The sequence below is a fragment of the Pseudomonas sp. EA_5y_Pfl2_R50 genome (assembly GCF_963970475.1).
In the GTDB taxonomy this organism is placed as follows: Bacteria; Pseudomonadota; Gammaproteobacteria; order Pseudomonadales; family Pseudomonadaceae; genus Aquipseudomonas.
In genome coordinates this window covers 39,947-52,886 of sequence record NZ_CAXAPT010000005.1, presented here as the reverse complement: position 1 = coordinate 52,886, position 12,940 = coordinate 39,947, and the positions used below count along the sequence as shown (strand labels likewise).

Sequence of the window (12,940 nt, the reverse complement as noted above, 5' to 3'; positions counted from 1 at the left end):
TCGTCAGTTCTGGGCAGCTCGTTTAAGGCTAGGGATCAAAGGCGCAGGTTGACTCGCCGGCTTTTCAGTTTGCGAGACTTGAACAGCAGACTCCTCGACTTCACCATTGAGCGCTTTGTGCATCTTGCCGGTGTCCAGCGCCCCCACCCATTTGGCGATGGCCATGGTGCCGACGCCGTTGCCGATGGTGTTGGTGATCGCCCGGGCTTCTGACATGAACCGATCAACCCCCAACAACAGCACCATGCCCGCTACCGGAATCGTGCCGAGTGACGCCAGTGTCGCGGCGAGGATGATGAACCCGGAACCGGTCACCCCCGCCGACCCCTTGGAGGTGAACATCAGCACCGCCAGCACGATCAATTGATCGGCCAGAGTGAGCGGCGTGTTGGTCGCCTGGGCGATGAAGATCGCGGCGATGGTGTAGTAGATCGCCTGGCCGTCCGGGTTGAAGGTCAGCCCCGACGGGATGATCATCCCGGCCACCGGTTTCGAAACGCCGGCCTTTTCCATCTTCGAAATCATCTGCGGCAGTACCGACTCGGAAGAACTGGTGCCGAGCACCGTGAACAGCTCTTCCTTGATGAACCTGAGAAACTTCCACAGGCTGAAACCGCTGTAGCGACAGATCGGCCCAAGCACGAAGGCCACGAACACGGCACACGTCAGATAGACACAGGCCATCAGTTTGCCGAGCGAAAACAGCGAACCGAAGCCGTATTTGCCGATGGTGAACGCAATGGCACCGAACGCACCAATCGGCGCCAGACGCATGACCATGTTGACGATGCGGAACATGCCCTGCATCAGGCTTTCCAACGTATCGACAAACACTTTGCCGCGCGGCCCGACATGCGCCAGCGCAATACCCAGCAGAATCGAGAACAACAGGATCTGCAGGACATTGCCCTTGGCGAACGCATCGACAATAAGTGGCGCTGAACTGGGCGCTGGAAGGGTTCGGCATTCTGCTGCGTGCCGAGTGGGACATCGCCCGCTATGTGCGCAGCGGCCGCTTGCGTCTGGTGCTGGAGGATCAGACGCCGACCCGCGCCGACGTTTACGCGGTGTATCCACAACAATTGCATCTGTCCGCGCGGGTGCGCAGCCTGATCGACTTTCTGGTCGAGCGTTTCAAGCACATCGACAACCTGGACATTCCCGGTGATCAGCCCAGTAGCGCAATCAACTGATGCCGCTGTGCATCGGTGAGCATCGGTCCGAATCCGGCCCGAACGTTATCGGCCATGTAACGCGGATTGCTCGTCCCCGGAATCACACACGTCACCGCCGGATGTGCCAGCAGAAACTTCAGCGCCAACTGCGGCCAGCTGTTGACCTGCACATCCGACACCCACGCCGGCAGCGGTTTGCCCTTGAGCCGGGCGAGCAGATCGCCGCCGCCAAATGGCCGGTTGCAGATCACCGCGACACCGCGCTCACGGCACAGCGGCAAGATGCGTTTCTCTACACCACGATCATCGAGGGCGTAGTTGATTTGCAGGAAATCGAGTGGTTCGGCCTTGAGTACTGCTTCGACTTCGTCATAGGCCGAGGCCGTGTAATGAGTGATGCCGATGTAACGGATGCGTCCCTGCTCTTTCCACTCGCGCAACGTCGGCAGGTGCGTTTGCCAGTCGAGCAGATTGTGGATCTGCATCAAATCGATGCGCTCGGTCCGCAGCAGGCTGAACGACTGCTCCATCTGCGCGATACCTTCCTTGCGGCCACGGGTCCACACCTTGGTTGCCAGAAACGCCGGGGAACGTGGTTCGTGGATCGACAGCAACTCGCCGGTGGTCTGTTCGGCGCGGCCATACATGGGCGAGCTGTCGATCACCGTGCCGCCCTTGGTGAACAGCTCGTCGAGCACCGCTGGCAACTGCCGATAGACCGGGTCGCCCGGCGCGACGTCGAATCCGCGATAGGTACCCAGCCCCACCATGGGCAGCGACTCGGAGCTGGAGGGAATGACGCGGGTCTGCATGGCTTGGCCTCGGGTAGTCGCAGGTGGCGTGGCAGTGGCCAACGCCCGATTCATGGTGAAGACCGCCGAAACCCCGGCAGCCAGCGAGAGCAATCGGCGACGGGAGTAACCCTCAGTGTGGCTCATGCTGGTTCCCCTGCTGCGTGGATCTGTTGCATGTTGTGTGCGCAGGCTGCCCGACCGAATCGCTGGACTACACTGCGACAGCAAACCTTCTCACCCCGTTAAAAGTAGCCGAATGTCCCGAACCCTGATGTCACTCGTCGTTTTGATCGTGGCCGTGTACCTGCTGCTGTGCGCGGCGCTGTTCTTTTTTCAGCGTTCGCTGATCTACTTTCCGCAACCCGCTGCCGTGGCGTCGGCGGACTCGGGGTTGAAGCTGTCGATGCCAGATGCCGAAGTATGGGTGACCACCCGCGAGCGCGTCGGGCCGCGGGCGCTGATCTATTTCGGTGGCAATGCCGAGGACGTGACGCGCAATCTGCCGGAGTTTGCCGAGGCGTTTCCCGATTACGCGCTGTACTTGCTGAATTACCGGGGTTTTGGCGGCAGCGGCGGCTCGCCGTCCGAAGAGGCGATTGCCGAGGATGCGTTGGCGCTGTTCGATCAGGTGTCGGTCAGCCACCCGCAGATTGCCGTGGTCGGGCGCAGCCTCGGCTCCGGTGTGGCGATCCGTCTGGCCAGTCAGCGGCCAGTGCAAAATCTGATTCTGGTGACGCCTTACAACAGCCTCGAAGAAATTGCCGCGAAGCAATATCCGTGGGTGCCGGTGCAGTGGTTGCTCAAGGATCGTTTCGAGTCGGGCAAGTATGCCGCGCATGTCCGCGTGCCGACGTTACTGCTGGCGGCCAGTGATGACGAGGTGATCGCCCGGGACAGTACGCAGCGCTTGCTGGAGAACTTTCCGAAGGGCGTGGCGACGCTCAGGATTGTGCCGGCGTCGGGGCACAACTCGATTTCAGACCGCCCACAGTATTGGCAGTGGATGGGGGAAGTGTTGAACCGGTGAACTGTTTTCCTGACGTTAATGGACTGGTTTCACCGGTCGATGCGGTCCCCGGTCAAACCGGAGAAATCGTCGCCAGCATTCCGATCAGAATGGTCAACGTCAGAAACCCACCCAGGAAAATCGCCATCTTGTTCATGTTGCTCTCCTCAATGCTGAGTGTGCGGTGCACCGGACGCCTCGAAATGAGGAGCTGTCGCGAATCACCGGACTGCAGGGCTATTTTGAGCCGATGACTGAGCCGGTTACAGACGCAGATCAAAGAGAAAAGTACAGATCAGATGACATCTGATCCTGTAGAAGCAGCCGCCGCAAGGTTGCTCTGCTGGCCGGTTGATCTACAGTCACTGCCATTGTCTGAACAACTACAAAAACCCTGGAGTGGACATGACTGAGCTGAACCTGCAAGCCAACGCCGCTGAATCCCTGAACCGCTGGCACGATATGATCCGCACCGGCAATCTCGGCGCCCTGCCCGACTTGCTCGACCCCGAAGCCGTGTTCCGCTCGCCGATGGCCCATACGCCTTACCCCGGGGCCCCGGTGGTGTCGATGATCCTGAACACGGTGTTCGGGGTGTTTGAGGACTTCAAATATCACCGAGAACTGGCAACAGCGGATGGCTTGAATGTGATTCTGGAGTTCAGCGCGAAAGTCGGCTCGAAAGAACTCAAGGGCATCGACATGATTCGTTTTGATGAGCGCGGCAAGATCGTCGAGTTCGAAGTGATGGTGCGGCCGTTGAGCGGGTTGCAGGCGTTGGGCGAAGAGATGGGGCGGCGGCTCGGCGCGTATCTGGCGTCCGCCAAACCCTGAATGGATCTTCAGGGGATAGCGCATAAAAAACCCACTGACCGTCGCCGGTTCAGTGGGCTTTTGTGTGTCTGGCGTCTAGTTACAGCGCCATGTCACGTGCAGCGTTTTCCTTCGGCGCTTCAGCTTTTTCAGCTGCAGGTGCGGCCGGGGCAGCAACCTGACCGATCACTGGAGGTGTCGGCAGTTCGAGGATCTTGGCGGTGTAAGCCCACTCTGCAGCCACTTTGGCTGGATCGCTGTTCAGTTGAGTGCCGTAGCTCGGCACGATCTGGTGCAGCTTGGTTTGCCATTCCGGGCTAGCCACTTTGTCTTTGAAAACTTTCTGCAGCACGCTCAGCATGATCGGTGCAGCGGTCGACGCGCCTGGCGATGCGCCCAGCAGGCCGGCGATGGAGCCGTCTTGTGCAGCAACGATTTCGGTGCCCAGTTTCAGCACGCCGCCAGCAGCTTCATCACGCTTGATGATTTGCACACGCTGGCCGGCTTGCCACAGGCGCCAGTCTTCGGCTTTGGCGTTCGGGAAGTATTCCTTCAGCGCGTTCATGCGGTCTTCATCCGACAGCATCAGTTGACCGGCCAGGTACTCGACCAGCGGGTATTCCTTGATGCCGACCTTGGTCATAGGCCAGATGTTATGGGTGGTGGTGCTGGTCAGCAGGTCCAGGTACGAGCCTTCCTTCAGGAACTTGGTGCTGAAGGTCGCGAATGGGCCAAACAGAATGACGCGCTTGCCGTCCAGAACACGGGTGTCCAGGTGCGGTACGGACATCGGAGGCGAACCAACCGAAGCCTTACCATACGCCTTGGCCAGGTGCTGCTCGGCGATGGTCGGGTTTTCGGTCACCAGGAACGAACCACCGACCGGGAAGCCACCGTATTCCTTGGCTTCAGGAATGCCCGATTTCTGCAGCAGGTGCAGAGCGCCGCCGCCAGCGCCGATGAACACGAACTTGGCGTCGGTTTCGGTTTTGGTGCCGTCTTTCAGGTTTTTGTAGCTGACGCGCCAGGTGCCATCGGCGTTCTTGGTGATGTCCTGCACTTCGCTCGACAGTTTCAGATCGAAGTTAGGCTTGGTTTGCAGGTAGGCAGCGAACTGGCGGGTGATTTCGCCAAAGTTCATGTCCGTACCCAGCGGGCTCCAGGTGGCCGCGATTTTCTGGTTCGGGTCACGCCCTTCCATCATCAGCGGAACCCATTTCTTGATGACAGCCGGGTCTTCGGAGTACTGCATGCCAGCGAACAGCGGGCTCGCTTGCAGGGCTTCATAGCGCTTTTTCAGGAACTTGATGTTGTCATCGCCCCACACGAAGCTCATGTGCGGAGTGGTGTTGATGAACGAGCGAGGGTTCTTCAGAACGCCTTGCTGAACCTGCCAGGCCCAGAACTGACGGGAAACCTGGAACGCTTCGTTGATCTCGACGGCTTTCGGGATCGTCACGTTGCCTTTGTCGTCTTCCGGGGTGTAGTTCAGCTCGGCAAGCGCCGAGTGACCGGTACCGGCGTTGTTCCAGCCGTTGGAGCTTTCCTGGGCGACGCCATCGAGGCGCTCGACCATTTCCATCGACCAGCCTGGCTCCAGCTCATTGATCCACACACCCAGGGTGGTGCTCATGATGCCGCCGCCGATCAGCAGAACGTCGACTTTCTTTGCTTCGTCAGCATTGGCGGATGTCATCCCCATCGCCAAAGCCAGACCCAGCAGGGCTGTGTTCACTTTCTTAAACATCTGTTGCACCTATGATAAAACGCCTTCCGCCCGCCTCTTTTATCTGTATGCGATCCGCTTTGATGACGCTCAGGCTGGCGTCGCAGATTCCGGCACACTTCAATTTTGACGGGTGGGCACACAAGGCCGACGTGCTGCATCGACCTCAGTTAATGTCCCTTCTGAACTGACTTCTTATCATTATTGGCTTCAGCTACTTGAGCGACAGGGATTCCGTCGGCCCGCCCGAAAGCAAGCAAACTGAATTAGGTCAAACCAAGTTGGCGCGAAGAATATCACGTCAGGGCAAACCCGCGCGTCTGTTCCCGACTTGATGGTCTTTTTGCGTTCAGGGACTTATCGGCTGGAGGGCGTAGAACATGAACCTTGGGGCGGGCATTCAAGGATTGGGGGGACTGGACTGGCCTCTTCGCGAGCAAGCCCGCTCCCACAGTGTTGTGCAATGTATGCAACACCATCAAACCCTGTGGGAGCGGGCTTGCTCGCGAAGGCGGTCGCTCAAAACCTCTGTCACAACCGAAACCGGTCCACCGACTGCGCCAGTTGCCCCGCCAGGCTCGACAATTCATCCGTGGTATTCGCCGTTTGCCCGATCACCCGGCTATTGCCTTCGGACATCCCCGCAATCATCTCGACCTGATGGGCGATCTCGTTACTCGCCTGACTTTGCTCGCCAATCGTGCGAGTGATGTCGTTGACCAGTTGTGTGGTGCTCAACGTCGCATCGAGGATCTGCCGAATCGCCCGTTCGACATCCGCCGTCACTGCCATGCCTTTGTCGACCTGCGCCACACCCGCTTCCATGCTGCTGACCGCCTCACGGGTGCTGTGCTGTATCCGCGCGACCATCGCAGCGATCTCCTGGGTTGAAGCACTGGTGCGCGCCGCGAGGCTGCGCACTTCGTCCGCCACCACGGCAAAACCCCGGCCCTGCTCGCCCGCCCTCGCCGCTTCGATGGCCGCGTTGAGCGCCAGCAGGTTGGTCTGATCGGCGATGCCCTTGATCACCTGAATAATGTTGAAGATGCCTTCGGACTCCTGATCCAGCGTGCGGATCACCTGTGCCGACTGTTGCGCCGAGCGGGCGATGTCGTCCATGTCGCTGACCACCTGATGAATCACACCACCGCCCTCCTTCGCCAGGTTTTCCGCCTGACTGGCCATGTTCAACGCACGCTCGGCGTGGCGGGTGATTTCCTCGATGCTCGCGGTCATCTGGCTGGCGGCTGCAGCCATGGTGCTGGCGGCGACGCTTTGTTGCTGGCTGCTGTCGGCGACCTGATGGCAACCGTGGCTGAGTTGTTCGCTCATGCCACTGACGCCGTGGGCATTGCGGCGCACCACGTCGATCATGTTGCGCAGGTCGCGCTGCATGGTGGCGAGTGTGCGGATCAGCGCGCTGGCTTCATCCTTGCCGGCGGGTTCGTCGATCACTTCGCCAAGGTTGCCATGGGCGATGCTCTCGGCGATGCGACTCGCGGCCTTTAATGGCCCCGTGATGCTCAGAATCACCCAGCGCCCCTGCACCAGCAGCAACAGCAGGCTGGCGAGCAACACCACCGCGAGCGCGATGTTGGCGTGGCGAGTGGCCGCTTCAGTGCCGGCGCTGGTTTCCCGGGCATTGGTCTCGATGAGCTCACTCAACGCCGCCATCTGCGCTTCGAGCTGGCTGAAGGCGCTGTTGAACGTGCCCAGTTGCTGCTGCGCAGTTTCTGGATTATCCAGCGCCAGGGCGACAATGCGCTCGCCGGTGTCGATGTAGGTGTCGAGGCTCGGTTTGATCTGCTCCAGCGCCGTGCGCAACGCCGGATTGATCGGCAGCTGCAGATTGTCCTCGAGCACGTTGCGAAAATGGCCCGCGTGCTCGGCGATGGAATCACGTACCTCGGCGGCCGTGCTGGTGCTTTTGCCCAGGCCCACCAACAGCGCCGAATACACGTCCGCGCGCAGGGCGTCGTGCATCATGTCGGCTTCCATGTGATTACGCAGCGCGCTCATGCTCACAGCGTTGTCGCTGACCGCCGTGGCCATTCGCTGGTTGCCGACATAGCTGACCAGACTCACGATCACCGCTGTCAGCAGACTGGTAACAATCAGCAACACTAATCGCAGTTTGATCGACACCGGATTTTCCTCCTAGGTTACGCCCGCAAACGCCTGTCAGAGCTTCAGTTAAGCCTATTTGCGCGGGTCTGCCGTGTCAGTGCGTTTCAGCAGGTGTCTGCATGCGGGCCATTTGCCGCAAAACTTTCCGATTGAGCGGCAAGTCTCACTTTGCAACGCCCACGGGCAACGCCTTCATCGCTGGTTAATACCGGCGGGCTATTGAGTCCGTCATCCAGAATACTCATGCAACCAAAGGAAAAGCCTATGAAACGCGCACTGTGGTTAGGCCTGCTTGGCACCTTCGCCATCGGCACCGCTCAGGCAGCGACGGAAAAAGTCGCGATCAATCTGGTCAGCGCCGACGGTGCGCCGCAGGCCATCGGTTCGGTGACCGTCAGCGAGACCCCCTACGGCCTGTTGTTCACCCCGGATCTAAAATCCCTGCCGGCCGGCATTCATGGCTTCCACGTCCATGAAAACGGCAGTTGCGAAGCGGGCATGAAAGAGGGGACCAAAGTCGCTGCGCTGGCTGCGGGCGGGCACTTCGATCCGCAGAAAACCGGCAAACACCTCGGCCCTTACGCTGACGGTCATCTCGGCGACTTGCCGGCGCTGTACGTGAGCGCTGACGGTGTCGCCGATTATCCGGTGTTGGCGCCGCGCCTGAAGAAGATTTCCGAGATCAAGGGCCATGCGCTGATGATCCATGCCGGTGGCGATAATCACGCCGACATGCCGAAGCCACTGGGCGGTGGCGGTGATCGCATGGCCTGTGGCGTGATCTGACCGGACTTGCCTCAAGACACCGGCAACGACATTGCCGGTGTCTTGAGGCATCGCTGCACACTTTCCCGCCCCCACGGAACTCCCGCCCGCCGCGCACCTCTCACATTATGTAATCCTTCCCTTTTTGCTTCGCGCTTGTGGAGGAACACCGTCATGCGCAAGTTAGTGCTCGTTTCTTCTTTACTTCTATGCCTGCCGGTCGGTTCGGCGCTGGCCCGTGTTGATGCGGGCGACGTCGCTACGTCGGCAGGTGTCTCCGCGTCGCTGTACTCGACCTTCAAGGATCACAAAATGGTGATTCCGGCCCGTGACGACTTGTCAGCATTTGTCGCCAGCGGCGGGGCCATTCGTGGGGTTTATCTTGAATCGGTCCTGCAACAGGTTCGTCAGGACAATCCTGGCCTCAACGCCAGCGATGAAGATCTTGCCAACGCGATTCTGGTGCATTACGAAGGCCTGAATCAGTAGTTGCCACTGGGGCAGCGGCCGATGGACGGCAGCTGAAGGCGAATAGGCAAAACTGACCGGTGGCCTCTATGATGGAGGCCATGACGACCTCTGTGCCCTTGCGCTCACCCTGCCCGCCCGGCGCCTGTATTTGCGGGCGCGATCCGTTGCTGGACACGCCCGGCGCGGACTTGCGCATCCTGCGCCTGACCCGCCAGGAAGAAAAAATCCTCCTGGCACGCCTCGAACAGCTCAAAGACCTCGACGATCTCAGACGCCTGCAGCAACGCATGTACGAGCAACTCGGCATTCGAGTAAACGTATCGCCGGGTTTTCACGAAGTGCGCAGCATGCTCGGCATCGACATCGAGATCAGCGAACTGCCGGGCCTGTGCCGCAAAACACGCAAGTCGATCCCGACCGCGATTCGCCGTGGTCTGAACAACAATCCTGAAATCGCCTTCGAATTGCTCAACGCCCACGACTTGCTGCGCGACACCTGATCATTCTTTCATACCGACCCGTTTGCGCATCTCGGCAGTGATGCTCTGACGGGTTTTCTTCAGGTCAGCCCACGGTTCGTTGCCCACCTCGGCGAGGCGTTCATGGACGTTGTGAATGTTCCACTGGTTGCCACCCTTGATCTCGGCGACCTCTTCGCGAAACAGTGGGACTGACACCGGCAACCCTTCGCGCGTGCGCGCCGCGTAAGCACAAATAGTCGTGGCGCCCAAACCGTTGCGCAGATAATCGATGAAGATCCGCCCGACTCGATTTTTCGGACCGGACACCGCTGAAAAACGATCCGGCAACAACCTGGCGATGTGGCTGACGATGGCGTGGCTGAACGCCTTCACGTCATCCCAGCCACGTTTGCGCGTCAGCGGCACCACCAGGTGAATGCCCTTGCCGCCACTGGTTTTCAGGAACGCCTTGAGCCCCAGTTCATCGAGGACCGTGAGGGTCAGCGCGGTGGCTTCGACCATGCTTTTCCACGGCAGCGCCGGGTCCGGGTCAAGGTCGAGGACGAAGCGGTCGGGTTTATTCAGATCCACCGTGGTGGCGTTCCAGGTGTGCAATTCGACGGTGCTCATCTGCACCGCGCCAATCAGCGCTTCGGCATTGTTGATCAGCATGACCGGTTGGCCGGTGACATCCTTGTCCAGCGTGGTGATGCCGGGGATGCCCAGACGCTCGGCGTTCTTCTGAAAGAACAGTTCGCCGGTGATACCGTCCGGGGCACGCACCAGCGCCACCGGACGATCCTTGAGTTGCGGCAGAATCCATTCGGCAACACTGGCGTAATACTCGGCCAGTTGCATCTTGGTGGTGCCGCTGGCCGCATCGATCACTCTGTCAGGATGGGTAATGCGCACTTTGCCGTTCGCCAGGCCAAGCTGCGATGGCGCCGTGTCAGCCTGGCGCGCAGCGGCTTTTTTCGGCGATTTACCGGCGACGGTTCGGGTTTCTGAAGTTTTCACGGGCGTGGCTCGCTCCTCGGTGATGTCCTTGGCCGGCTTGTCATCGCGCAGTCCATGAAACACGGCGTGGCGCACCGAACCGTCCTTGGTCATCTCGGCAAATGCCACCTCGGCCAATAGCTTCGGTTTCAACCAGTGCACGCCTTTCGCCTCGAACCCGCTGGGTGGATTGGCCAGCGCAGGCGTCTTCACTTGCAAGGGTCTGAGTTGCGTGAGGATGGTTTTGAGCGTCGTTTCATTGAACCCGGTGCCGACCTTGCCGGCGTAACGCAATTCGCCGCTGTCACGATCATGCAGGCCTAACAGCAAGGCGCCAAAAGCGCTGCGTGCCCCTTTCGGATCGGTGTAGCCGACGATGATGAATTCCTGGCGATGTGTGCACTTGAGCTTGATCCAGTCGCCGCTGCGCCGCGACACATACGGCGAGCCAAGGCGTTTGCCGATCAGGCCTTCCATGCGCATCTGGCAGGCGCTGTTGAGCAGTGCATCCGGGGTTTCATCGAAGGCTTCGGAGAAGCGCAACAAGGCGTGCTCATGGGCGCCGAGCACCGTCGCCAGTGCCGCGCGCCGCTCCTCGACCGGGACTTCGCGCAGGTCCACGCCGTTGAGATACGGCAGATCGAACAGGTAATAAAGAATGTCCTGGCTGCGCCCGGCATCGAAGGCGTTTTGCAGCGCCTGAAAATCCGGCACGCCTTGCTCGTCGGCGACCACCATTTCACCGTCGAGCCACGCCGACTCAAGGCCCAGCGCCGCCAAGGCTTTGACCTGTTGCGGCAGTTTATGCGTCCAGTCATGGCCGTTGCGCGTGAACAGTTGCACTTGATCATGTTCGATGCGCGCCATGACCCGGTAACCGTCGAATTTGATCTCGTAACTCCACTGCCCTGGCGGCGCGCTGTCGACCAGCGTTGCCAACTCCGGTTTGAGCTGCGCCGGGAGCCTGGCCTTGTGCGCGCCGGTGAGCGTTACGCCAGCCTGTTTACGCGATTTGGCCGGCGCTTTCCTGGCCGCTTTGACGCGCCCGGCGGCGAGTTTGGGCGGGCGGGTGATGGTGCGTTCACTGAGCACACTGTCTGGCTCGGCGACCAGTACATCGTAGTCATCCTGCGGGCGCGCGGCGCTGTCCTGATGTTTGATCAGAAACCACTGCTCATTCTTGCCCGGCATGTGCGTGCGTACCAGATTCCAGATCCCGGTGAGCTTCTCGCCCTGTAACTCGAACTTGAGCTTGCCCTTGGCGTAGGCCTTCTGCGGATCTTCCTGCGCGATCCACACGCCGCGATCCCAGACGATCACATCTCCGGCACCGTAATGCCCCTCAGGAATGCTGCCCTCGAACGTCGCGTAATCCAGCGGATGGTCTTCGACATGCACCGCCAGCCGTTTGACCTTGGGGTCGAGGGACGGACCTTTGGGTACGGCCCAGCTCTTCAGCGCGCCGTCGAGTTCCAGGCGAAAGTCGTAGTGCAGGTGCGAAGCGTCGTGCTTCTGGATGCAGAACTGCAAGGCATGCCCGGCCGCGCTTTTGCGGCCCGAGCGCTCGACCGCCGCCGGTTCCGAGGTCGCCGAGAAATCGCGCATGCGGTTGTAGTCGTCGAGGTTCCTGTTCATCACGCACCTGCCTTGCTTCAGCCAATACGGGTCACGGTCAGTGCCACCACGGCAATTCGGTCGACCCGTTGATAACCGGGGTTGAGCAGTTCTTCGCCGAAGACATCCGGGTCGAGTTCGCGGTACGTCCAGCCGAAGCGTTTTTCATCCAGTCGCGGCAGCACCGTGGCGAGAAACGGATCGTGACCATCGACCATCGCCACTCCGGTGTAGAGCAACAGCGAGCCACCGGGCGCCAGCCGATTGAGTGCCTGCTCGACGATGCGCAGCGACAGACCGGCGCCCAACGTTCCGCCGCCATGCCGATAGGCGCGCTCGGCGGGATCGGCCATGTACGGCGGGTTGGCGACAATCAGGTCGAACTCACCTTCAACACCCTGCAGCAGGTCACTGGCACGCACCTCGACGTTGGCTACTTCCGCCAGCGCCGCGTTGACGGCAGTCAGGCGCAGCGCGGCAGGGTTGATGTCCAGCGCCAGCACTTGCGCTTCGCGGCGCGCACGGCCGATCAGGATCGCACCGACGCCTGCGCCGCAACCGATGTCCACGGCACGCTGAACCGGCGCGAAATTCTGCTGCAAATGAGCGTGAATCAATTGGGCGAAGCGGTAGGTGTCCGGGCCGAAGAACACCGCATCGGCGGCGTCGGTGGGGAACGCCGAGTGCACGAACAGCAGATCATCCAGACTCGACCAGCGCACCCGGCTCTTGAAGCGACCGTCGTATGCATCAATGACGTGAGCCTCCTGCAATTGCCGCAGTTCATCAGCAGACAGCAAATCCGCTTCGAACGGCCGCGACCAACCGAACACATCACGCAGGGAATCGACCGCCTGGCCTTCGTCACGCTGGTTGACGCGCTGATGGGTCAACGGCGTGGGGGTGGTGAAACGGTAGCCATCGGCCTGCAAGCGCCGGCCCAGTTGCAGCAGCGCCAGATCATCGGGGCACAGCGATTCTTCCTGATTCAT

10 protein-coding genes and 3 pseudogenes are annotated in these 12,940 nt (G+C 60.4%); 6 read left to right on the top strand and 7 right to left on the bottom strand.

Features of this window, described 5'->3' with window-relative positions:
- Window positions 1-3: 3 nt before the first annotated feature.
- Window positions 4-930, bottom strand: a pseudogene (locus AACY19_RS10060) (cation:dicarboxylate symporter family transporter); the annotation flags it as partial.
- Between the two features lie 2 nt (window positions 931-932).
- Between AACY19_RS10060 and AACY19_RS10055 the strand changes: the two are divergent.
- Window positions 933-1,193: pseudogene (locus AACY19_RS10055) on the top strand (LysR substrate-binding domain-containing protein); the annotation flags it as partial.
- Here AACY19_RS10055 and AACY19_RS10050 read toward each other — a convergent pair.
- Window positions 1,169-2,113, bottom strand: coding sequence for an aldo/keto reductase (locus tag AACY19_RS10050; RefSeq protein ID WP_339450095.1), 945 nt, complete (start codon window positions 2,111-2,113; stop codon window positions 1,169-1,171). The pseudogene AACY19_RS10055 and the gene AACY19_RS10050 overlap by 25 nt on opposite strands.
- 112 nt (window positions 2,114-2,225) lie before the next feature.
- Between AACY19_RS10050 and AACY19_RS10045 the strand changes: the two genes are divergently transcribed.
- Both AACY19_RS10045 and AACY19_RS10040 read left to right on the top strand, forming a co-directional pair.
- Window positions 2,226-2,996 (top strand): alpha/beta hydrolase, encoded by a 771-nt coding sequence (locus AACY19_RS10045; RefSeq protein ID WP_339450094.1) that lies wholly within the window; start codon window positions 2,226-2,228, stop codon window positions 2,994-2,996.
- Window positions 2,997-3,380: 384 nt separating this feature from the next.
- Window positions 3,381-3,809 (top strand): nuclear transport factor 2 family protein, encoded by a 429-nt coding sequence (locus AACY19_RS10040; protein WP_339450093.1) that lies wholly within the window; start codon window positions 3,381-3,383, stop codon window positions 3,807-3,809.
- A gap of 79 nt (window positions 3,810-3,888) precedes the next feature.
- Here the strand turns inward: AACY19_RS10040 and mqo are convergent, their stop codons facing one another.
- From mqo to AACY19_RS27900, 3 genes and pseudogenes are all read right to left on the bottom strand, one after another.
- Complete coding sequence (gene mqo / locus AACY19_RS10035) at window positions 3,889-5,535, bottom strand: malate dehydrogenase (quinone) (RefSeq protein ID WP_339450092.1); 1,647 nt, start codon at window positions 5,533-5,535, stop codon at window positions 3,889-3,891.
- Between the two features lie 510 nt (window positions 5,536-6,045).
- Window positions 6,046-6,771 carry a methyl-accepting chemotaxis protein gene (locus AACY19_RS27905; protein ID WP_445262301.1) on the bottom strand — a complete coding sequence of 242 codons (726 nt, stop codon included), beginning with the start codon at window positions 6,769-6,771 and terminating at the stop codon, window positions 6,046-6,048.
- 132 nt (window positions 6,772-6,903) lie between these two features.
- A pseudogene (locus tag AACY19_RS27900) lies at window positions 6,904-7,659 on the bottom strand (MCP four helix bundle domain-containing protein); the annotation flags it as partial.
- A 246-nt stretch (window positions 7,660-7,905) separates the two neighbouring features.
- On the opposite strand from AACY19_RS27900, the gene sodC reads away from it, so the two are divergent.
- From sodC to AACY19_RS10015, 3 genes are all read left to right on the top strand, one after another.
- Window positions 7,906-8,427: a superoxide dismutase [Cu-Zn] SodC gene (sodC, locus tag AACY19_RS10025; protein WP_339450090.1), complete on the top strand. Its 522-nt coding sequence runs from the start codon at window positions 7,906-7,908 to the stop codon at window positions 8,425-8,427.
- A gap of 153 nt (window positions 8,428-8,580) precedes the next feature.
- Window positions 8,581-8,895: a DUF2388 domain-containing protein gene (locus AACY19_RS10020; RefSeq protein ID WP_122594408.1), complete on the top strand. Its 315-nt coding sequence runs from the start codon at window positions 8,581-8,583 to the stop codon at window positions 8,893-8,895.
- A gap of 80 nt (window positions 8,896-8,975) precedes the next feature.
- Window positions 8,976-9,377 (top strand): hypothetical protein, encoded by a 402-nt coding sequence (locus tag AACY19_RS10015; RefSeq protein WP_339450089.1) that lies wholly within the window; start codon window positions 8,976-8,978, stop codon window positions 9,375-9,377.
- Here the strand turns inward: AACY19_RS10015 and ligD are convergent, their stop codons facing one another.
- Together ligD and AACY19_RS10005 are read right to left on the bottom strand one after the other, a co-directional pair.
- Entirely contained in the window at window positions 9,378-11,969 is a 2,592-nt protein-coding gene (gene ligD / locus AACY19_RS10010) for a DNA ligase D (RefSeq protein WP_339450088.1), read from the bottom strand. It abuts the gene before it with no gap.
- Window positions 11,970-11,986: 17 nt separating this feature from the next.
- Window positions 11,987-12,940, bottom strand: coding sequence for a class I SAM-dependent methyltransferase (locus AACY19_RS10005; protein WP_339450087.1), 954 nt, complete (start codon window positions 12,938-12,940; stop codon window positions 11,987-11,989).